Below are 22,894 nucleotides of genomic sequence, written 5' to 3' on the forward strand. Positions count from 1 at the left end.
TCAATGTCAACCCACCGCCGACAACGCTTTATCCATGCTCAAACGGCTTGGATGCTTGTGACGATCATCCTGCTTGCAGTACTGAACACACTCTCGATTGAGTTGTTCTTCGTCCTTTCCTTGATCGGATTCTTGGTCGTTACCGAACTCACTGCACCATTTAACGTCACGCCGGAGTGGCGGAGTCGATTGCGCTGGATTATTATTGCCGGTCTCGCTATCTTCGGGTACATCGTCGTTCACCGCCTCTTGGCGATCCTTCCTGAGGGGCTGATCTGATATGAGATGGTCACTCTCCAATCGATCCATGCCGGAGCTCATTGCGGGAGCGTACATCGCTGTCGTCATTATCGCGATCATCGTCGCCGCAAGTACTTCCGGTGCAGCGTTTGGCGCCTTCACATTCTCTTGGGAGGGTACCTCGGACCTCAGAGGAGAAGCTGAGTCGGCTGACGCCGATCTCCGCGTCATAACCGATACTGAACAGTATGACGAGCAGCCGGCAAACGAATCTGTCGCATTCGTTTTTTCCCCTGACGAACGTTATGATGGTGAGGATCGCGAACGGTTACAGGCATTCGTTGAGAACGGCGGCACACTTGTCGTCGCTGACGCGTTTGGGCCGCATGGCAATCCATTACTTGAGGATGTCGGTGCGAGTGCCCAATTCAATGGCGATCCACTGCGCGACGAATGGTATTACTACCGCTCACCCTCCCTTCCAGTTGCGAATAATATCGGCGACCATCCCTATGTTGCCCAGAGTGATGAGATAACGCTCAACCAGGGTACAGCAGTTGAACCCGGTAATGCAACAGTTCTCGCAGCAAGCTCGGAATACGGATATCTCGACCATAACCGTAATCAAGAGCTCGATGACGACGAAACGCTCAGTACCTATCCTGTCGTTACGGCTGAGAACGTTGGTGAGGGTGAAGTCGTTGCAGTAAGCGATCCAAGTATCTTTATCAACGTCATGCTTGAACGTCCCGGTAACCAGGCGTTCGCTCAGGGACTGTTTGCCCTCCATGATAACGTGCTGTTCGATACATCGCACAGTACGGACGTGCCTCCAACCGCCATGGCAGTCTTCTCACTGCGTGAGTCGGCTGCTCTGCAGATCCTCCTCGGTGGCGGACTACTACTGTCAATCGCTTTCATCCATCGGTGGCCCTCGCTGGGGCCACTTCGCCGGAGTCGATCAACGTCGGATGATGGCGATCAGATTGGGATGAGCGACGCCGAGTTACGTCGTGTACTCGACGATCACTACCCCGATCTGAGCGAGGAGCAGCGCGATAGTGCCATAACAACCATTACCTCTCGGAAAAAAGAGGTGAACGATGACTAATCCCGCAGAAACATACGAAGCGATTCAAGACGAGGTACAGACCGTGCTCATCGGCAACGAAGAGATCGTTGAGCGTCTCACGATCTCCCTGCTCACAGGCGGTCACGTTCTCCTTGAAGGCGTTCCAGGGATTGCAAAGACAACCGCCGCGACGCTGTTTGCTCGCGCGAGCGGGCTTGATGATGCTCGTATTCAGATGACGCCTGACCTATTGCCTGCCGACATTACTGGGACACACGTTTACCACGAATCAACAGGGGAGTTTGCACTTCAACGCGGTCCCGTATTCACGAACCTCGTCTTGGCTGACGAGATCAACCGATCAACGCCGAAGACCCAAAGCGCGCTGCTCGAAGCAATGCAAGAACGCCAGGTGACCATCGAAGGTGATACGCTCTCGCTTCCGTCGCCATTCATGGTAATTGCGACTCAGAACCCTATTGAGATGGAGGGGACCTTCGAGCTTCCTGAGGCCCAGCGTGATCGCTTCCAGATGAAGCTGCAGGTCGGACTGCCTAACAGAGAAAATGAACGTGAACTTCTCGACCGATTCAACGAAACGCCCGATCTCGGTGCAGACGCGATTGAACAAGTTGTTGATCCGTCGGATCTACTTGCAGCTCGTGAGGAGGTCGTTGATATCTATGTTGATGACGATATCAAGAACTATATCCTCGATCTAGTTGCTGCGACTCGTGACCATTCCGACACAACTAACGGCGCCTCCCCGCGTGCATCATTGGCATTCCTGCATACTTCTAAGGCCCGAGCAGCTATTCAAAGCCGTGAATACGTCATTCCTGACGACGTCAAGGCTCTCGCCAAGCCAATCCTTGTCCACCGACTACTCCTTTCAGCAGAGGCTGAACTCAGCGATATTACTGGTGCTGACATCGTTGAAGACGTCGTCTCCTCGGTCGAGCCCCCAGGCAGTCTCGTTCCTGAAGATGAACCTGCTTCCAGTGGCCCTGTTCCCTACAACAAATAGATTTTTGCGGTAGTAGTTTTGGTAGAGGCGATTCAGATCCTCACTCACCCTCTCTGGTTGCTACGTACTATACGATTTCAATCACCCTTCTGTGTATTGGACGAATATTTATTACATAATCCTATCTAGAAATGCATAGAAATAATATCCTATATGGAGTAATTAAGCCAAACCATATGAAGAGAAGACAGTTGCTACAGAGTCTTGTTCCGATTTCTGCCTGTTCTGCAGGGTGTGCCAATATTGCTATTGAATCAGACTCAGAGAATGAACCTGATGAGAGGGAGGAACTTATGTCAGTCGAATCAACTGCGGTCTCAATCGAATCTGCAATTGTCGAGCAAGCCGACTATGAACTCGAACGTGATACCACGTTCAAACTCACACAAACGATTACAGTAGGCGATGAATCTTACCTTATTCAAGCTGTGAACGATCTTACTGAATACAAGCGAACTGCTGAATTGCCACAGACTGGCTCCCAAGAGATAGTACGACTTACCGCTGTTTCAACACCTGAGGTTGAGGCCTTCTCCCAGGAGATCGACTTCATTGATCAGGTGACGGCTGAAGCACTGGGGAACGGTCTACAATCGACATATAAAGATGTCGAGGTTGACGATGAACCATCTGATACCCACCTAATTACCACATTTGGTCATGAAACGATGGTTGCGAAGCACGAAGGAACCGCTAAGGTTGAGGGTCATTCGATAGAGATTTATGTTCATATTGCGGAAACATTCACTGAATCGGATTATATCACTCTATTTGGGATTTATCCGCAGATACTCGTTGACAAGGAGCAAGGACGAGTTCTTGAGATGATGCAGGGAATCCAGATGGAGGAACCGCCATGAGCCATGTGTGTGATGATGTTTTATAATTGAACTGCTTTATCCTATTGTGGAATTACTCTTCTTCTATACTTTCAACATGACTACTACACCTATCTAGCTTAGGCGCTGTTGGCGCTATCTCAATAGATGTCTGAACAGTACTCTTATATCCTCTATTAGATCTTCTACTAGTGCTTGGTGCCGGTATGTACAATGTATATACATTCAAATACACTGATACATATTATTATGAAGTCTTTGTAATATATTCAATTCTGATACCTAGGCGGCTAAATATTGAGGTAGACCTAAGCCGGCGCTATCCATTATATACTACAATGGCTCAAAAACAGATCGGCTATTGTCCCAGATGCGATGCTGATCGGGAGATCAGAGTCACCGTCGCATGGCAGTCAGATTTCTGTACTGAATGTGGTGCAGAAATTGACGACTAAATTGGTTGGCAGGTAATAATATAGCTGCCTTCTTCTGTCTCAGTGACCTCCAGTTCGACTGTTGAGTCTTGTTCTGCGGCGACAGCAGCAGCGATCGTTGACGCGACAGGATGGTCAAACCGATCGACAGGTCCATAGGCGCTTCCGGTTACTTCAATTGAGAGCCGACCGGTTTCGGGATCGGTATTGGCCGTTGCGTTATCAACGAGTTCAAAGACTTCAACAAGTCCGTCTATAAGTTGATCGGCGAGGACGTTGAGATCGCTTCCAAGGTCAGCGCTCGTAGTAGACCGTAGTTCCTTAACGAGCGCGCCACCAGTTGGCTCGAACGCCACACCTCGACCACGGTTATCGGATGGTAAGACGAGGACTGAGTTGAGCTCCTCGTCCTCGGGTACAGTATATTCTACTTGTTGTGGAACAAACAATCGAACTGAGGGCTCGGTATCCGTTTCAATTGGGGTGTAGAGGCGTTTGTCACCGAGACCAAGTTCGTTGGTGAGCGTTTCATGGTCGGTTGCGAGTGCCTCATAGATCTGCCGACCGACTGTTGCAGAGACGAACCGTTCTGGTGTGAGATATCGGATCAGAACTGCAGTAAACAGTCCTGTTCCACCCAGTGCAAACAAGACGGTACTTGCGGCGGGAAATAGCAGAGCTCCAATGATTGCAATGACACCGATTCCAGCGGTACCAGTCGCAGCACGGCGGTAACGTGCTTGGCGTGCCTGAGTTAACTCACGACGGAGTCGATCGTTTTCGGCTTCTAGTAGCTCAACCTGAGCCGCAGCTACAGTGGGATCCTGGTTTTCGTTGTCAGAGTCAACAGCCTGACCGAGGCTCATACGGATCCCTCCACGAGACCAAGCGAGACAAGTTCATAGCGGTGCATTCCATACGAAGCAAGCGCTCCGACAATCAGCAAGGCAAGCGCACCGAGCCAGAGTGAGCTACTTGTCACATAAACGATTCCAAACGTAAATACGAATAGACCAAGCATAAACACTATCATAGAAACCACTGTTCTGCGTCCATAAAGGGCTGGTGTTGCCAGTAGTATCATCCCTCCCAACCCGAGTTCGACGGTAACAATAGCCCATGTAGTGAACCCGTCGACCGTGAGTGCCGCAACTAAAACGTGACCCAATGCGACTGTATATACCATTGGCAACGCGAACCAAGCCCCAACAATAAGGGTCGCACTTACTGTACCAAGTAGTCCAGGATCACTGAGAAATACAAATCCGACGGCTGCAAGGAGGACCGGAAGAAATTCTACCCAAGAATACTCGTCAAGCGAGCGGTCTTTTTCCCACATCATGTGGCAGCCCTCCGTTCTTGCCGACCGCTAGATTGAACGACTGAGAGCCGGTCGCTGGGCGCAACTTCAACTGCTGAAACACGCTCCAGACGATCGAGTGACCGCCGGAACGACTCAAATTCGCTGTATGCATCATAGGCTGCCGAGAGATCAGTGAACCCACCAGACTCAAACAGCACAGTTGGAGTCAGCATCACGAGAACGCGATCTCCTCGGTGACGTGCCAGCAATACTGCTTCGCGTACCTCTGCTCGGTGGGTGTCGTCAGTCATTAGTACAGTCCAAGTCCCGCTCCCGAGTCGTTGAATGTGCGTTCTGATTGTCGCCGTCAGTGGTTTATCTTCCACAGACTGGGTATCTGTTATCATCGAGTCAGCATATGGACAGAGCCGTGTAGCAAATGGTGATTCGTCGTCATCAAGTGTCGCTAAATCCCGTGTCCGAGCGGTTGACCACCGATCACGGTCCATTGACGTTGGCATGTCACCAGGCGTAACGGAGAGTTCGTGCAGTCGGGAACGAACGGCTGCATAATGCTGGTTTGAATTTCGTGGCGGAAGACGATCAGTCACTCCGCTTTCATCAACTGCATAGAGTCCAAGCGGGTCGGCACTCTCCTGGACCTGCTCAACGAGTGAGAGTGCTACATGGCGGGCATAATCGAACTTTGATTCTCCTTCGGGACCATCGTTCATTGTACTTCGTTGATCCATGAGTAGCACCGTCTTTCGATCAGTTTCCGATTCGAATTCTCGGACGTGGGGATAGCCCATTCTAGCTGTCGACTTCCAGTCAATAATGCGGGCGGCGTCACCAGGAACATATTTCCGGATCTCTTCGGGATCCATTCCAGATTCAAGTGGATCAGCTTGGTGTTCACCGAACGATCGACGGATTCGCTCGCCTCCCTTTCCAACGTGGACGTTTCGCGGCCCACGAGGCTCGACTGTCACTGATGGTGTCGTTCCATTTGAGAGAGTCTGTTCAAACAGTCCTATTGGATCTCGAGCATGGATTGATGCTGGATCGAACTCGAACGTTCCTGAGATTGGCCAGCTAACGTCGATAATACCCTGTACTTTGCGATTTGGGCCGAGTGAGAGATCGACGTCTCTTTCGGTTTGCGCGCCGATCGGAATTCCTGGTTCTACCGATAGATTCAATTGAGTCGGTCTTTCCAGGGTAGCACCAACCGACAGCGGAGTTGATCGGTCCGTGACGATCCGGTCTTGTGCGAGTTCCTGATTGATTGAGAGTGCTTTTGTTGTGTCGTTGAGCGCTAATGCGAAGACATACTGCTGAGCGACCAGCCACGCTCCAATCATTGCTGCGCCGACCACGAGCACTGGTCGAGCGAGGACAACACCTCCTACGAGAAGTGTCATCGCTATCGCAACGACCGCCCAGAACTGCCGGGTGGCATGCATACTTCCTTAAACTTTGGAGAGGTAATTGAAGCTATCGACGAGAGGTTTTTATCCCTTGGTGTCGGATATGTGAATACGTGCCCCGTAATCGACGTGTATTGACATTGGTCGTACTCGCCGTTTGCCTTTCTCTTCTTGCAGTCAGTGGCTTCGCTCCTATCGGCGAGGTTACAGCACAGGACGAAGAAGACAACGAGACAGACGCACCTCATACTAACCCTGATGAAGCAAGTGAGGAGGGGGACGGTGACCGCGTCTCAGACTGGCTCCAAGACCGTCTCTCTGACTCGCTTGGCGATAGCAACGAACAGGTTAGTGAAGGCCAGTATGATCAGGCACGTGAGATACTTGGGGATGATTACGACGATTATCTTGAACAGTACGGCGAAGTTTCCGATGAAGGTGGTGCTGATGAATACGAAGAATCTCGTGACAACCAGACAGAACTGATCGACGCTGCTGAGGAGTATGACGCAACCTACGAAGAGTACGAAGAAGCCCGCGAAGCAGGTAATGATCAGCGTGCTCGCGAACTTGCCCGCGAGTTAGATTCTCTCGCGGATGAGATAGATGAGGAAGGCCAAGCAGTCAATGAAAGTCAGGAGACCATAGAAGAAGAAACTGGAACTGATACTTCTGAAACACGCGAAGCCGTCGATGATATCCGCTCAGATACCCAAAGTACCCAACAAGAGATACGTGATGTAGAGTTTATTCCGACTGAGATAACGGTTGAGACGGATTCCGAAACGGCTTCATTCGATGATCCAATGACGATTGATGGCACGATTACGACAACTGATGGTGCCCCAGTCACAAACGAGCAGATCACTCTTGAGATCGGTGATCAGACGGTGCAGACGACGACTGATTTGACTGGTTCGTTCACAGTCGAATACCGCCCGACGATTGAGTCGCTCGAACAGACTGAGCTTGAGATAGACTACACTCCTGAAGCCCAATCCGAATATGGTGGGGACGGGACGACTATTCCCGTAACCATTGAGCAGTCTGAAGCCGATGTCGAGATAACCGAAACGACCGAGAGCGTAGCTTTCGGCGAAGAGCTGTCGATCAGTGGGACTGTTGGAGCTAACGGCGTTGGTGCCCAGAACGTTCCTGTCGCGATATTTGCCGATGGCGATCGACTAGGACAAGTCATAACCGATGAGGATGGAACCTTCGAGGGTACGACAGAGTTGCCCGCCAACATACGTGCAGGTGATATCGAACTACGGGCACTCGCTTCGCTCAACGAGCAGGCACTCACAGGATCCGAGACTACAACTTCTATTGAGGTCACTGAGACACCAAGCACGAGCGACGTAGCAGCCGAGCACACTGACGAATCGATCTACGTAGAAGGGTTGCTAGCAACTGAAGATGGCACGCCTATCGCCGGCGAACTCGTTACGCTTGAGTTTGGCGGAGAAAGTGTGACTGTAGAAACTGAGGAGGATGGGAGTTACGAAACACTCGTTGCTGTTCCTGATGGAGCAGGTCCGTTCGTCACCGTTGATGCGATCTATGCCGATGATGGAAGTAATATTGGCGATAGCTCAGCCTCAACAGAAGTTCAAGTAGGTGAGGAGACGCTCCTTATTCAAATCAGTGAATTCCTTGGAATTAGCTGGCTTGCTACAGCTCTTTCACCAATTAATGCGAACTACTGGCTTGCGCTTGCCGGTCTTCTCTTGCTCAGTGCCACAGGAGCGTACTTCCTCATTGGGCAGCGTGGAAACTCGACGGACAGTTCGGCGGCAGGACCGAGCGGTTCAAACAGTGGAGCTAGCAGTACATCCTCACAGGAATCGGTTGCCCTCCGCATGACACTACTCGAATCCGCTCGCGAGCTAGCACGGACTGGTGATACTGATCAGGCAGTCGAACGAGCATATATCGCCGTCCGTCAAGACGAATCCGGTGAGGGACGAGCTGACACACATTGGGAGTTCTATCGCAACCGCCAGGAGGGCGGTTTCGCGTCTGAACAGATCAACGCCCTCAGAGAACTCACCCAACGCTTTGAGCGCGCAGCGTTCTCTACATTCAATGTCTCCCAGAATGATGCGGAGGACGCAATTGAAGACGCTGAGACGCTTATTGATGACTCATAATAGGCTGGCATCTCCTACTGTTGGTAGGCAGCTACAAGATAGCTGGAACGATATATCACATATATAACATAATAACGACATCATATTTTGCGCACAGTTTCCCGATATCCATACGGCCACCCCATAAATACAAACTACTGTGCTAGTATCCCTACTCCATTCTTTTAGAACATTTCCCCATATACTGGCCAGAAAGCTAATATGAATAGACATGATATATACTGTAGATGAAAGATCCAGCTGCGTTCAACGAAGGGTATGAGAGAGACAGCGAACAGAGAACTACTATGAGTCGTCGTACGTATCTGCAGGGGCTTGGGGTCACCTCCATAATAGCGGGCCTCGCAGTTTCCGGAACTAGTCCAGCCGCAGCCTCAACGACCAGTCAGCTGGGATACGGTGAAGGGAGATACGGGGAGTTTGGATATGGTAGTATCAATAGCGATCAAGCAGGCCATGCAAAGCTGGTGATTTGCGTTGAGAATGCTGAAGGAGAACCCGTTGAAGATGCCGAACTAACGATCCATAGCGAGCCGATAAAAACAGCCCAGACGGATTCAGATGGGGAAGTACTTGTTGGACTTGAAAAAGGAAATCACAACGTAGAAGTATCAAAAGATGACTGTTATAGAAAGGCCGTCATAGATGTTGAAGCGGCTGGGGGTGGTCGAGTATACTCCCTCATTATTCTAGAAGTGTAATATGCGGTAGTACCGAGTGAGGTAGAAATTGTCACGCCCCTATCAATAACTGAAGGTGTAGCGACCACATGGCAGCGAGAATCTGATCTACAGGTGAATGCTTGCGATCGGACTGCCTGGCATTATGATTATCCAAATCATATTTATCATAGATAGTTACCAGCTGGGAGATGGCATGAAACCGATTCAACGATTACAGTAGACGTCTCGGTGAGAGTAAGCTTCAGACCACGCTTCAACGCAACTCTCTCGATAGGATGTCAGAAAAAATTCAGACTATTGGCTACAAATACGTAGTATGTCTCATAATACATGTATACATGTATAGCGTATTAGGACAGAAAAATATCAACTGAAACTGGCATGCAGTAATTATATATGCTGCCCTAGCGTCATAGAAGACGAGAAACGGGGGGATTAGATGATTTCAGGGCCTACTATACCTATAAAAATAGAAGCATCAGCGATACCGTACGCCTTCGTGGCCGAGACGATGGATTTCACCCGCAGTGGTGGGAGCGATCGGTAGTCCGTGTATCGGGACCAGACTGTCGGTGTCGTTATTCCTGCATACAACGAGGAAGGATTCATTGGGGGTGTACTCAGAGACATCCCCGAATACGTTGATCGGATCTACGTTATCGACGATTGTTCGACTGATAAAACATGGGATGAGATCATATCCACTGCTCAGGAGGTATTAGGTAGCAAAACTGCTTATGTAGAAGAGCAGATCAACACCGCGAACAAGCAGATTGCTACTGATGGTGGGACACTAGCTGGTCGCGCGTTTGTCCATGAACCAATCGGATGTGTCCTACCGATTGAACACCTCTCAAATTTCGGTGCAGGAGGCGCAATCAAAACAGGATACCTTGCGGCATTACAGGATAAGACTGATGTCGTAGTGACTATCGACGGCGATGGTCAGATGGATTTGGACTATCTTCCTCGACTACTTGACCCGATCGTCAATGGCAAGGCTGACTATGCTAAAGCCAACCGTCTTCTCTATCAAGAGTACCGGCAGGGTATGTCTGGGTGGCGATTTTTCGGGAATTCAATACTGACCTTCCTTACGAAGATCGCAAGTGGTTACTGGAAGATGATGGACCCTCAGAATGGGTACACAGCGGCTTCCCACCATGCATTGGACAATATCGGTGTCGAAGGGATGTATGAGTACTATGGCTACTGCAACGATATTTTGGTAAAGTTAAATGCCAAAGGGCTTCGCCTTGCCGACGTTGCTATCCCGGGCCAGTACGGGGATGAAGAAAGTAGCATCCGTTATCCTGAGTATATTCGGAAAGTCTCCTCAATGCTTCTTCGAAACTTCCTGTGGCGACTAAAGATCCGATATTTCGTGCTTGACTTTCATCCACTTGGACTGTTCTACCTGTTTGGCGCGATTACCGCAGTCTCCGGGTTCACCGGGATGAGTTGGTCGACACTAGGATACCTGCTCTTTGATCAAGACCTGTTCATCCGTATGGCGCTTAGTACTTTGTTGTTTTTGATGGGCAGTATGTTCCTCATGTTTGCGATGTTGTTCGACATGCAAGCTAACGAAAATCGAGAACTACAGGTCTATGAATAAGCACACCACTGGGGAGAAATTCCTCTGCCTGACGCTTGACCTTGAGAATGACTGGTACTTCGACGAACCGGGGTATGATCATCTCACGTTCGAATACATCGATACGTTCATCGACCTCATTAATGATCTAGATGTCCCTCTCAGCGTGTTCGTCGTTGGACAAACACTAGAACAATACCCTGAAGAGATCGATCGTCTCTCGAATCAACTTGAGTGTGAGTTTCACCTTCACTCATACCAACATGATACGAGTAAAAATTATGACTTCCGGGAAGAAGTCATCAACGGAAAAGAGGCCTACCGAAATCATTTCGGGAGGAACCCAACTGGGTATCGGGCACCACAGGGCAACATCGCAGAACACGAGCTGAGTCTCCTTGAGGAGCTGGGATTTGAGTTCGACTCCAGCATTTTCCCCTCATATCGGCCAGGTGTCTACAATAACCTATCTGCACCATTGACGCCGTACACTCCAGCAGGGGCAACCTCACTGCTAGAGATTCCTCCTGGAGCATTCTCAGGTATCCGGATCCCTACTTCCCATAGCTACTTCAAGCTCATTGGCCGGTCGCTGTCATCATACCTTTCGGTCTCGCCGCTTCCGGAGGTCCTCGTCTACAGTATCCATCTTCAGGACCTCTTTAAAACGGCGTCTCACGATCACTTGCCAGTCCCGAAACGGTGGATCATGAAGCGTAACCTCAATAACGCAGAGCGGATGCTTCGAAAGAACATTTCAACTCTCCTATCGCGGGGCTACCAGCCGAGAACGATGACTGATATATACAGTGCACATACTAGGGATGATAGCTACGAGTCCCAAACAAATGCCCCGAAAGATCATCTCGATCCGTCTCCTGTTTGGGCCTCGGCCGAGAACGACGACTGACCGTTACTATTTTCCTGGGCGACGACAGTTGCTGATTCAGCAGGGTTAAGTCTCTGACGCGCCATTCCACTATATGACCGATGTCGCTGTATTTTTAATCGAGAGCGACGGGTTAAAGGGTCGAACTGTCGTCGAACGGTTCATTTCCTCAGTTAATTACCCTGACATTGACATTCGTGTCGTCGTTGACGGTCCGGATGGGAAGGCGATCCAAACGTTAGATCGGCTTGAGATTCCTTACACAGTAGCCGCTGATCCAGCAGCACCGTCTGACGCGATTGAGCGTGTGACCTCTAATGATGATGGAATCCGATATCTGATCACCTGCGGCTGGGTCCACAAAATCCCAAATACGTCGATATCGATGGCGGATAACGCTATCAACTGTCATAGCTCATATCTCCCCGGTTACAAAGGCCGATGTACATATCGACCACAGTGGGCGCATGCCGAATCTAAAGGCGGTGCAACGATTCATTTCTTGACAGAGAAATTCGACGAAGGCGCGATAATCTGCCGAGAGGAATTTGTGATTTCCTCCTGGGACTCTCCTCTTGATATTGCCTACAAATATTCTGATATTACAACACCACTGCTTCGTGAAGCAATGCTTCTGTTAGATGAGGGATTCTCGGGAAAATCTCATGATGGCGGGCGATATTACCCTACTATCCCTTGGACGACTACTATTGCCCATGGTATCATTAACCACATCTCGCGAGGATTCGGATCAGATTGGCGCTGGGAGATTGAGCCTTCATAAAACAAATACGCTTAACCAGATCGACAACAGTTATCGGATGATGACTCAACATAGGATTGCACACGTAGTCCGGACAAGACCAGAACCGATTTTTCATCTCTAATATATGGGTGATGTACTCGTTACCGATGGACGGACACTCTCAGCACTTGCTGTCATTCGGTCGCTGGGAGAGAGTGGATTGGAAGTTCATACCGGCGACGCCTTCTCATCAACAATCACGTCCTATTCTAAATATACTGACTCAAATATCGTCTATCCATCAGCGGACAATTCTCCACACGGGTTTATTGACGAGATCGTCGCAAAGGCAAATGAGGAAGCATACGATCTCATCGTCCCGGTTCGAGACGAAACAACGTTATTACTCTCACAGTACCGATCAGAGCTACCCGCAAGTACAGATGTTTTCGTAGCGGATCATTCGATTATCGAACAGTTATTGGATAAAGGAGAGACGATGAAATTAGCCAGCCAGTATGGGGTTTCGATTCCTGTGACCTACTATCCCTCTGAGTCGGGTCTTAAAACCGTTCGAGATTCGGTTGAATATCCCGTTTTGATAAAACCTCGCCGTAGTTCGGGCTCTAGAGGCATTCAGTATGCTCATTCAGAGACCGAGTTACTGCAGCGATATGAGGCAGTAAGCAAGGAGTACGACAACCCAATCGTGCAGGAGTACGTTAGCCACGACGGTGGTCACTACAGCATTGGTACCTTATTCGATCAAGACTCGAAGCCTGTTGCACTACACGTCTATAAGGAAACAAAGCAGTATCCTCCATCAGGTGGGCCGGCGGCGACGGCTACGAGCGTCGCTCCAGATGAGTGGGTATGGGACATAATCGAGTTACTGAAGCAGGTTGATTGGATCGGCCCTGCCCATATGGACATACTGTTTGATCCCGAGACCTCGGAATACAAACTGCTTGAAATCAACCCTCGACTCTGGATGTCACTGAATTTGACGGTACAATCCGGTGTCGATGTTCCATACCTACTTTATAAACTATCAACAGAGGGTTCAGCTGATCCAGTTCGTAGCTATACGGCCGGAATCGATTACCGGTGGATCCTTCCGAACGAACTCCTCTGGGGGCTCGCACAGGACCAAAAGGTGAGTGCTGCTCGGGAACTTCTCCGGTATTCTGGTCGGCAAACCTGTTATGGAGTGTTATCACGAACGGATCCACTCCCTGTCATCGGCGTAGCTGCACAGAGTCTTCAGTTCCTCAAGGATCCTGAGAAACGGGCTTCTATTTTTGATCGCGGTTGGTAGTTTCAGAGTATGAATGTCAATTCTAGAAAGGTCCGAGTTTACATCTAGTATCAGCCCTATTGGGGCATCTCCGCATAAACTAGTCCGTACAAATACTCAAGTCTACTCGCATATCCTTTCGACGTAGTCCTCCCTCGGCCTCCCCTCGATTTGGCTGTCGGTCACTATGGGGTGTTATCCCAATCAGAGTTCACACTCGGTGCTGCTCGAGGCCATGGGCGACTACGCTGTCACTATAGTAGCCTCATTGAGTATTAGGTGCGGTACGATCGAACGCTTATTGATCCCTGACGGAGAAAACAACGCACCTGCTGACATGAACCCAACTCAGGACTTTGGTAGCCTCACTTGGCATACGGTGTCACTGCAAAATCAGCGAGATACTGTTGATCTCACTACACTGGGACCACGGTCCCTGCGTAATCCGGCACAAGGCACAGAACGGTCTGATAGGAAATAGACATCATGAGAATACTCGTCCAGGCCTCACATCCCGCCCACGTCCATTTCTTCAAACACTTCATCTGGGAGGCTAATAAAGATGGACACGACCTAAAAGTTATTTCGAATAAACGACCAATGGTCCGAGAACTGCTCGAGAGATACGACATCGACTACAAAGTCGTATCAGAACCAGCTGACTTCATTGTACTGAGTCAGTTGCGATTCACCCTAGGTACGTATCAGGTTGCAAAGGAGTTCGATCCAGATGTACTTCTCTCTGTTGGTGGTACATCAGTCGCGCACGCTTCTAAATTCATTCGTGGCCGATCGATCGTTTTCTATGATACGGAACATGCAACGGTCCAGAACTCGATAACGTACCCGTTCGCCGACCGTATCTATACACCTGACTGTTACCAAGGAGACATCGGAACAAACCAGATCCAGTATCCTGGTTATCAGGAACTCGCGTACTTGCACCCGAATCGATTTACACCGGATCCCACCATCAGGGATCTCGCAGGTCTTGGTGAGGACGAGCGGTTCGTTATCTTGCGCTTAGTGTCATGGGAGGCTATACACGACAGAGGAGATAGCGGATTCGATAATGTCAAAGACGTTGTCCGTGCGTTAGAGGAACGTGGGGTACGCGTTCTGATCACCTCGGAAGCAGAACTTCCCCCTGAACTCCAAGATCACCGTGTAGGTGTTCCTCCTGACCGAATTCATGATCTGATGTACTATGCCGATTTGTTCATCGGAGAAAGTGCTACGATGGCAACCGAAAGCGCAGTGCTCGGCACCCCTGCAGTGTTTGTCTCATCAAGCCGACGGGGGTATACGGACGAACTAGAAGAGAAGTACAGGCTGGTATTCAACTTCTCTGACGATGATCGGCAACATCACTCCCTTGATAAGGCGCTCTCCATCCTCGAAGGATACGATCCAGAAGTGTGGGACAGTCGCCAGGAACGCATGTTGAATGACAAACTCGATACGACGGAGATGATGCTCCAAGAGATTCTCGAAGCTAAGTAAGCTTGGACTCGTAAATCGTACACGAGCCGAATTCTTGTGTTTCTTTATTTTAAATACTGGAAACAATAGGTGTATTAGTAGACTCTCCGACCGATCTCGCTGTAAGCGTCGATAGTTGCCGTGTCTGGCATATAGGCCTCTTCTCAGTAGAACTGAAGTATATTTCTACCAAAAAGCCTATTACAATAAAGGTTAAAATAGAGAATGTATGAGATCAAACAACTCTGCTGCTGGAAGAGAGCATTACAACAATGAGTAGCGATAATAGGGGCTATAACCTCCCTGATCAGGGTGAAACAGACTGGGACGAGCTACTCAACGAAAACTTCGAGGATATCGACACGGATGTTCAAGAACTATTCGACATGAGTACTGGTGGCGAGATCAATGAAAACGTCACTACCTACGATCATGTTGGTCCACTTCATCAGGGCTCGTATCATACTACCTCAAGTCCTGATGGGGGCCTGGGTGTTGTCTTTACGGCAACTGACCTGTATATCGATAGTGTCGTTGTCGATTCCGATCTCTCGGACATCAGTGAAACGGATCTCACGATTGAGCTACGTGAGTACAACGGAGGTGCGGCTGATTCGCCAGTCGTCGATTCAACCACTGTAACCCTCTCGGGCGGCCCTGAGAGGATTGACCTTGGATTCCAGATACCGGAATCCGGTGATGGTGACTCTGATGATGAATATGTTCTCGGCCGTGGGCCGGTACCCGATGACGAGGAAGCGATCCCTCTACGCCGTATTAATCAGGATGATTGGGGCCAAGACGCCTATGCTACTCACACTTACGACGATATTGATTTTTTACGAGGAACGCATACGGGTGAATCTGATGACTGGGGTGCTGAAGACTACTGGTACTATACGTTTGATTGGCGGATCAGTGACGAAGGGGCGCGTCTGACTGCACCCTGGTCGACTGACATCGACGAGATCTATATGCGCCCTCGTGATCCTAAGGAAGAATTCGATGACGTGAGTCCTCGTTCAATCTGGTTCGACACGTCGTGATATCATGAATTGGAAATATCGCAGTAGCAGCGACTGGTCGACGCCGACGGTGAAGATAAAACGGGATGGACAGTGGATCGCGCTTAGTTCTGCTCAACCCGGAAACCCGACAGACGAGTTTGGCTGGAGTGACCCACCAACCCGGTCATCGACTGTGCTTCATTCGGACATTGGTGGGTCTATTCAGGATGCATTTGACTCTCTTTCTTCGGATACGGAGCTTGTCCTCGATGATGGGCCATACGAAGAGACCGCGACTCTTCCTACCACAAACCAAATCACTATCATGGGGGAATCCTCGGGGACAATATGGAATGCGCCAGGCCCAGTGCATCGGGTGCTTGATGCACCAGAATGGTCGCTAGAAACGACTAGTTGTGACGCTATCGACGAGGGTGAATCAACACTTTCAGTTGGGAACACCTCGGAGTTCGAATCTGGTGATGATCTCGAAATTCTCGATTCTTCAGATCTGTATTATGGTCTTGGAAGTGATGACCTCAATGATAACCATACTCAGTACAAAGGCGAGTTCGCGGTTGTTGAGTCAGTAGACACCGATAATGATACGATCACGATTGAAGACGAGGTACATCAGGAGTATGCTAATCCGAATGGCGACCTCCAGGTTTCATCGATCGATTGGGGGCTGACAGACATTCATATCACGAATCTTGACTTCTATGGTGGCGTCAGTCGTGACGAACTTGATCCATATGGTCCTCAACCTGCGAAGCCGATGCATCTCTCGCAACTGAAAGATGTCTGGATTACCGACTGCACGGCTGATGGCTGGCATCAAGATCTCGTTACTGTTGCACAGGGACGGAACTCCTATATTGCGGATTGTTACGTCCATGATATCGGCCGGTATGGGATTAGCCACACTGACGGATGGACACATAGTCGCGTGCAAGACTGCGCAGGCGGGTATATCGATCCCGATGAATCAGGCTACTTAGTCCAGGCCGGTGGTGGTTCGACGGATGAACCCGATCGGCCAGCACCGACCTATGACGTCCAGGCCCGCGATTGCACATGTGAGACGTCAGACTTCCTGTATGAAGCTCACTTCGCCGCTGAGAACGTTCGCTACTATGACGGCGACATTGACTCCGGGAACAGTCGCGTCTGTAAGATGCGTGGAATCGACCAACACCTCATTGGTGGAACGTATAGCCCTGCAACTGGATGGGCGTTCCAGAGTTCACAGGTCGCCCGTGAGTGTTCAATCGAAGACGCCTATATTAGCGATGCGAATCACGGCTGGGTGCTCTGGCCCAGAGAAGACCAGTGGTTCGGTAACTTACTCATGCGAGATGTTCAGTGGGAAGATATGGACGGCTCTCCTGTCTACTTCCGCGAGACCGACGACGGTCAAGCGCCGGATATTCGTGGTATTGAAATCATCAATTCCTCGTGGAACGGCGAATGGATCGATGATGCGGCAATCGAGTCATCTAATGGATTCGAGTCGAGCCGGGTTGACTATTCAACCGAATATCCGGACGACCAGACGCCTGCTGAATATTTCGACTGATATCTCCTCTCTTCTTAACGGTGCTACTTGATATAGACACGTCCTTCAGCGGGATCAAATATCTCTATATCTCAATCTACCAGTGAGGATAAGAAGGACAAATACATGTTGGGTTAACAAGTAGGCTACATCATGCCTCCCAATATACTTCTACTAGTCATTGATACAAGTCGAGCTGACATTTTCTATGAGTTAATGGACTCTGGCGAACTGACCGCCATACAGCGTATCGCTAGCGAGGGACGAGTCTACGAAAATGCGATAAGCAATAGCTGCTGGACATTACCTTCTCATGCTAGCATCTTTACTGGTCAGCGAGTGCATGATCATGAAACACATGCAGGGAACAAACGATTCGACGCAGCTCATCCCCTTCCAGATATGTTATCCAAGTCGGGCTATCGAACGCTCGGGATCTCAGGTAATGTCTGGATCAGTTCCGAGTTCGGTTTTGATACTGGATTTGATAATCTGACTCGAGATTTCGATCTATTCTGGTCTGGTGGAGATCTCTCAAAAGTATACAATGCTAATGGGCTCTTCGAGAGCGTATCCGCTTTCTTTGACCTTGTCGATTTCAAAACAGCATTACCAACACTTGGAAACGGAATTTACGCCAAACTCGGAAGGAGTGATAAAGGAGCCCATAATACCACCCGCCGAACGGTACGATGGTTACAGAACGACGCCGAACAGCAACAGCCATTCTTCTACTTTATCAATTATTTAGAGCCTCATCTACCGTACAAACCCCAGAAAGAATACGCCCAGCGATTCCTTCCGGATGATGTATCATACGAAGACGCAATCGGAATTGAACAAAACCCGTGGGAATACGTTACAGGCTATCAGGAGTATAATGAGAAGACGTTCGATATTTTCCGATCTCTGTACAAGGCAGAATTATCGTACGTAGACGATAATATCTCCAAGATAGTAACCGCTCTGAAAAACGAGGACCTCTATGAAGATACATCGATCCTCATCGTCGGTGATCACGGAGAAAACATCGGTGATCATGATCTGATGGATCACCAGTATTCGCTCTATCAATCACTAGTCAACGTCCCACTTATTATGAAAAGCGAAGAAATTGATCCTGGTTGGACTAAGGAACCCGTCGAAATCAGGGATCTCTATCCATCGGTGATGGATCTGGCTGGTATTCCCATTCGTCAAGACTCGTCAGTTTCACAGCGTAGCTTGATCAATGAGAATACAAGAACTTTCGCCGTTTCAGAGTATAAGGCTCCACAGCCTTCCATGGAATCACTCCATGACAAAGTAGGCGACGACATTCCGACACAGGAGAAACTTGATAGAACCTATAGAGCTATCCAAGGTAATGGATGGAAATTGATCGAAGGATCGGACGAGGTTACTGAACTCTACAACTTAAATTCTGACCCTCTAGAAACAAGTGACGTCTCGACTAGGAATCCAGAGAAGGTTGATGAGTTGAAAGCCGAACTCGATGATAGAGAAGTTCCAGTAGAATACCGTAACACGGATACCCATAACGCATCGAGCGTCACTGAACAACGACTTAAGGATCTTGGATATATATGAAAACATATATTGTCTTATCACCCGTGGCACAGATTAGATAACGGCTCGTCCAATCAGTCGAACCAGCATGCAACGAAACGTAGTATGGTAACTCAATGATCGTCATACAGGGGATGGGGAGGGATCCGCAGTTAGCTATATTTGAGTGCTTGCTAACAAAACGGATCCAGCAGCTATACCGGCGCCTTGTCGATGAGGTTACATTGTGAGTTCTATACGCGCTCCCAGAGGAACAAGTACTGTGGCTCAGGATCGGTTAGGAAAGGCTGCTGCAATATTTCTATTCGTCTCACTATCTCTTGCCACTATTATCGCCCATCAATCACCAGCCACCGGCTATGAGTTAACGATCTATACCGGAACGCCGGTTGGTTACTGGGTGTTCTTTGGTGCGGTTCTCCTAGTGGGAACCATCCTTGCGGTGTGGGATATTCAGCGCCGACTTGCACTTAGCGCTCTTGGAATTGCCATAACGACGTTTGTTCTTCTCCCCGTCATTCGTGGCTACTATATGCTCGGTCAGCGTGACTCGCTTACTCATTTAGGACGGGTTCGCGACACCCTTGCTGGTAGCCCGATCTCCGAAGGATTTCTCTATCCAAACTATCCGATCTTCAGCGCGGTATTTGTACGAGTAACGGGACTTCCCGAAAACCAGGTACTGTTACTCGCTACGGCCGCATTGATTCTTCCTAGTCTTGCGTTCATCCCACTACTTGTTCGTGAAATAGATCCCAGTCGAATGACGGTCGTTGCCAGTGCCGTCATTGCTGTCGGATTACTCCCGCTCAATCCGTTCAACGTATTCCTATGGCCACACCCTTCAGCGCAGATTGTCTTTTTTGCGGCGATTCCCCTCTATGCGTTTCTTCGTATCTTCCGAGGACAGGGTCGCCTGACGTATTCGGTCTTATTTGGTGTTTCCCTTCTATCAGTACTCTATTTCCACCCTCAGCAGGCACTTAACGTCTTCTTCGTAACGGGTGCTATGACTGTCGGGATATTTGCTGCTAAACGCCACAGTGTACTACCTGAGCTGTACAGAGCTCCTGTCTCCGTATTCGCTGCAGTCGGGGCATTCGTCTGGCTGCGGGTTACTTCGATTCCTCGTTTCGAAGATGTCTTTGCCAGCACGATCGTAACTATTCTGATCGCTGGCTCCAGTGACGGTCACCGCGAGTCCGGATCAATATTTGAGAGCCTTGAGGCACTCGGCGTTTCATTTGAATTGTTTGCGCTATCAATCGTTGGCAAGTATCTACCTCTTGTCGTCCCTGCAGCCGTTGCGATTTATATTGGATTTCGGACTCGGCGGCGTCCTGAACTAGCTCTACTCGCGGTTGGTGGGCTATTTGTCGTTCCGTTCGTAGCCTACTTTATGGTTGCTGGGAATGTCAATCAGTGGGGCCGTTATGTTGCCTTTCTGGCGCTGCTCTTCTGTGTATTCGCTGCTGTCGGTCTGGGAGCGATGTACCGTCATCTGGCCGCACGAAAAGGTATCCCTGTTGCAAATATTGCTATTGCTGTACTGCTATGTCTATCGCTTGCTGCGTCGGTTCCTGTCATGCAACCTTCGCCATTGACCCAACAAGGGAATACACAGGTCTCCAATGGGATGTACTCCGGGTATGAGTCCATGATCAATCATACTGATCGGGCAACGCCGATTTACGACACACGGTCGCCGCCTGATCGATATGTCCAAGCCATCGATGAAGTAAGCCAAGACCGCGTACGGTATGAGACTCCGGATCGATTTAATAATCATAACTTGCCAGGGTTCGTCGAGCGTGATTCGTATTTAGCGATAAATGAGGGAGACATTCGCCAAGACGTCGAACTCTACGATGGATTCAGGTACTCTGAGGCGGACTTCGAATACCTCTCACAAGACCCTGACATCCACAAGGTACAGGACGGTGATGTTGAGCTTTACCAGGTTGACTCTCGAGACGATTCGACTCCCACAGACGAACCATAGAGTAGTTCTCAAGACTGTTTAGACTCGGATCGGCTGGTCCAACCATCCACCGCATTTCCTGGCATAGGCCACTTCTTCTGGGGTCTATGTAACCGCACGAACGATCCTTTGGACATCTAGTAGACCAGCAAGTATGGAGAGCACTGCCCAGACAATTACACCAACCGCGACTACAAGCAGAAGGGTCACCCACCCCTGAACATATCCCAGTAGAAGGAAGACTACCGTGCTCATTACCCCTGTTATCACCACGATCGTGGCAGTGTTTTTCAGCAAATACGGAACTCGGAGATCAAACTCTTGATGGATGATATAGACACTTGCAATTGTATACAATGAGAAGGTGGTTATTGTTGCTATCGCTGCTCCGACTACGCCAATCGTCGGTATGAGCACTATGTTGAGACCAACGTTCAGGACCGCTGTTATGCCCCTTACGATAGCGCGAGCACGCGCCCGTCCAAGGAAGTCCAAGCCGTGACTTGTGATGTCCATTACGGCAATCAAAACTGCGTAGAGGCTAAGCACTTGGAGAACAGGAACTGCGTCGATATACTCGATGCCGAAGACCAATTCAATGAGTGGGTCCGCGACAAGGACGAGCCCGGCAGCTGCAGGCGTATACAGCAGCAACGAGTGAACAAGCGACGTTTCATAGAGCCGTGCCGCTCCATCAACGTTTCCGGCGGCTTTTTCGGCCCCGAACGTTGGGCTGATCGTGAATCCAAGTGCTGCTGCCGGCGTCTGTAGGAAATCAATGATCTGGTTTGAGACGGCATAGAAGCTCACGGCAGCGGGGTTGAGAAAGAATCCTACCAGAAGTGTGTCTACCCTACTATCCAATTGCTTCGCCGCCTGTGTTAGCATCAATGGTACCGAGTACTCCGCCATCCGACGTTTGAGACCGTGCTCCATCTCAGCGGCCGCTTCGAATGTCCGGTAGTACAATAGATAAATAACCACCAGACCGAACAGTGCGGCGAGAAATGATCTAAGGGCATAGCCGCCGAGTGCCCCTATTGCTCCAAACCCCGCGAGGACTAATCCGATTGCGAAGACGACCTTCCCGACACCTTGGATGATCTTGACAACAGATGCAAGCTGTATAGCCTCGAATGCTTGTAGTATGGAACGAGCGTAGCCAGTCAATACGTTGAAAATCAAGTAGACCACGCCCACCAGAAGGAAGGGTGCCAGCTCGGGTTCATCCAGTCGATTTGCTATCAGTTCATGTCCAACCGTCATGACGGTCGCCACGCTCGCAACGAGAACAAGAAGTAAAATAGACGATGTTCGCAGAATATGTGGTAGCTGTGTCGGGTTGTCTTCTTTATATTCGGCAATGTATCGAGCGGCTGACTCCGGGACGCCGAGCTTAGCAAACATTTTCGAGATCTCGACGACAGCTATCGCGAGGAAAAGCAACCCATATCCGTTCGGATCAAGGAGACGAGCGAGTATGACAACAGTCAATGCACTACAGACTGCATGGATTATTTGCGCCAGAAACTCCGCTCGGAATCGGTTTCCGATACTGGAGACCAAACTCACTTTTTAAAGACATCGT

General features: G+C 49.6%; 19 protein-coding genes. 15 read left to right on the top strand and 4 right to left on the bottom strand.

Annotation, left to right across the window (positions count from 1 at the left end; genetic code table 11):
* The first annotated feature begins 3 nt into the window (after nt 1–3).
* From WOA58_RS11160 to WOA58_RS11175, 4 genes are all read left to right on the top strand, one after another.
* Complete coding sequence (locus tag WOA58_RS11160; protein ID WP_340604283.1) at nt 4–279, top strand: hypothetical protein; 276 nt, start codon at nt 4–6, stop codon at nt 277–279.
* A 28-nt stretch (nt 280–307) separates the two neighbouring features.
* The gene (locus WOA58_RS11165; RefSeq protein WP_340604284.1) at nt 308–1,351 is read left to right on the top strand and encodes a DUF4350 domain-containing protein; all 1,044 of its coding nucleotides are present in this window, start codon (nt 308–310) and stop codon (nt 1,349–1,351) included.
* Nucleotides 1,344–2,339, top strand: a complete 996-nt coding sequence (locus WOA58_RS11170) for an AAA family ATPase (protein WP_340604285.1) — start codon at nt 1,344–1,346, stop codon at nt 2,337–2,339. The genes WOA58_RS11165 and WOA58_RS11170 overlap by 8 nt, the downstream gene beginning before the upstream one ends.
* 176 nt (nt 2,340–2,515) lie before the next feature.
* Nucleotides 2,516–3,199: a DUF6517 family protein gene (locus WOA58_RS11175; RefSeq protein ID WP_340604286.1), complete on the top strand. Its 684-nt coding sequence runs from the start codon at nt 2,516–2,518 to the stop codon at nt 3,197–3,199.
* 430 nt (nt 3,200–3,629) lie between these two features.
* Here WOA58_RS11175 and WOA58_RS11180 read toward each other — a convergent pair whose 3' ends face one another.
* The 3 genes from WOA58_RS11180 to WOA58_RS11190 are packed head-to-tail and all read right to left on the bottom strand — an operon-like array spanning nt 3,630 to nt 6,294.
* Nucleotides 3,630–4,478 carry a hypothetical protein gene (locus WOA58_RS11180; protein ID WP_340604287.1) on the bottom strand — a complete coding sequence of 283 codons (849 nt, stop codon included), beginning with the start codon at nt 4,476–4,478 and terminating at the stop codon, nt 3,630–3,632.
* The gene (locus WOA58_RS11185; RefSeq protein WP_340604288.1) at nt 4,475–4,954 is read right to left on the bottom strand and encodes a hypothetical protein; all 480 of its coding nucleotides are present in this window, start codon (nt 4,952–4,954) and stop codon (nt 4,475–4,477) included. Before WOA58_RS11185 ends, WOA58_RS11180 begins: the two co-directional genes overlap by 4 nt.
* On the bottom strand, nt 4,951–6,294 hold the full coding sequence (locus WOA58_RS11190) for a DUF58 domain-containing protein (protein WP_340604289.1): 1,344 nt from the start codon (nt 6,292–6,294) through the stop codon (nt 4,951–4,953). Before WOA58_RS11190 ends, WOA58_RS11185 begins: the two co-directional genes overlap by 4 nt.
* 191 nt (nt 6,295–6,485) lie before the next feature.
* Here WOA58_RS11190 and WOA58_RS11195 point away from each other — a divergent pair, with 191 nt between their 5' ends.
* The 11 genes from WOA58_RS11195 (at nt 6,486) to WOA58_RS11245 (ending at nt 21,327) form a co-directional block, all read left to right on the top strand.
* The gene (locus WOA58_RS11195) at nt 6,486–8,498 is read left to right on the top strand and encodes a hypothetical protein (protein ID WP_340604290.1); all 2,013 of its coding nucleotides are present in this window, start codon (nt 6,486–6,488) and stop codon (nt 8,496–8,498) included.
* A 227-nt stretch (nt 8,499–8,725) separates the two neighbouring features.
* On the top strand, nt 8,726–9,199 hold the full coding sequence (locus WOA58_RS11200; RefSeq protein WP_340604291.1) for a hypothetical protein: 474 nt from the start codon (nt 8,726–8,728) through the stop codon (nt 9,197–9,199).
* Between the two features lie 532 nt (nt 9,200–9,731).
* Complete coding sequence (locus WOA58_RS11205; RefSeq protein ID WP_340604292.1) at nt 9,732–10,799, top strand: glycosyltransferase family 2 protein; 1,068 nt, start codon at nt 9,732–9,734, stop codon at nt 10,797–10,799.
* Nucleotides 10,792–11,688: a polysaccharide deacetylase family protein gene (locus WOA58_RS11210; RefSeq protein WP_340604293.1), complete on the top strand. Its 897-nt coding sequence runs from the start codon at nt 10,792–10,794 to the stop codon at nt 11,686–11,688. The genes WOA58_RS11205 and WOA58_RS11210 overlap by 8 nt, the downstream gene beginning before the upstream one ends.
* Before the next feature lie 73 nt (nt 11,689–11,761).
* Nucleotides 11,762–12,451, top strand: a complete 690-nt coding sequence (locus WOA58_RS11215; protein ID WP_340604294.1) for a formyltransferase family protein — start codon at nt 11,762–11,764, stop codon at nt 12,449–12,451.
* Nucleotides 12,452–12,557: 106 nt separating this feature from the next.
* Complete coding sequence (locus WOA58_RS11220) at nt 12,558–13,730, top strand: carboxylate--amine ligase (protein WP_340604295.1); 1,173 nt, start codon at nt 12,558–12,560, stop codon at nt 13,728–13,730.
* A 465-nt stretch (nt 13,731–14,195) separates the two neighbouring features.
* Complete coding sequence (locus WOA58_RS11225; RefSeq protein WP_340604296.1) at nt 14,196–15,212, top strand: DUF354 domain-containing protein; 1,017 nt, start codon at nt 14,196–14,198, stop codon at nt 15,210–15,212.
* Between the two features lie 251 nt (nt 15,213–15,463).
* Nucleotides 15,464–16,237 (top strand): hypothetical protein, encoded by a 774-nt coding sequence (locus tag WOA58_RS11230; RefSeq protein ID WP_340604298.1) that lies wholly within the window; start codon nt 15,464–15,466, stop codon nt 16,235–16,237.
* Between the two features lie 4 nt (nt 16,238–16,241).
* Entirely contained in the window at nt 16,242–17,777 is a 1,536-nt protein-coding gene (locus tag WOA58_RS11235; protein WP_340604299.1) for a hypothetical protein, read from the top strand.
* A 132-nt stretch (nt 17,778–17,909) separates the two neighbouring features.
* Entirely contained in the window at nt 17,910–19,346 is a 1,437-nt protein-coding gene (locus WOA58_RS11240; RefSeq protein ID WP_340604300.1) for a sulfatase-like hydrolase/transferase, read from the top strand.
* 241 nt (nt 19,347–19,587) lie between these two features.
* Nucleotides 19,588–21,327: a hypothetical protein gene (locus tag WOA58_RS11245; protein ID WP_340604301.1), complete on the top strand. Its 1,740-nt coding sequence runs from the start codon at nt 19,588–19,590 to the stop codon at nt 21,325–21,327.
* 84 nt (nt 21,328–21,411) lie between these two features.
* Here WOA58_RS11245 and WOA58_RS11250 read toward each other — a convergent pair whose 3' ends face one another.
* Entirely contained in the window at nt 21,412–22,878 is a 1,467-nt protein-coding gene (locus tag WOA58_RS11250; RefSeq protein ID WP_390220904.1) for a flippase, read from the bottom strand.
* Nucleotides 22,879–22,894 lie beyond the last annotated feature (16 nt).

The organism is Halalkalicoccus tibetensis (assembly GCF_037996645.1).
GTDB classification, from domain to species: domain Archaea; phylum Halobacteriota; class Halobacteria; order Halobacteriales; family Halalkalicoccaceae; genus Halalkalicoccus; species Halalkalicoccus tibetensis.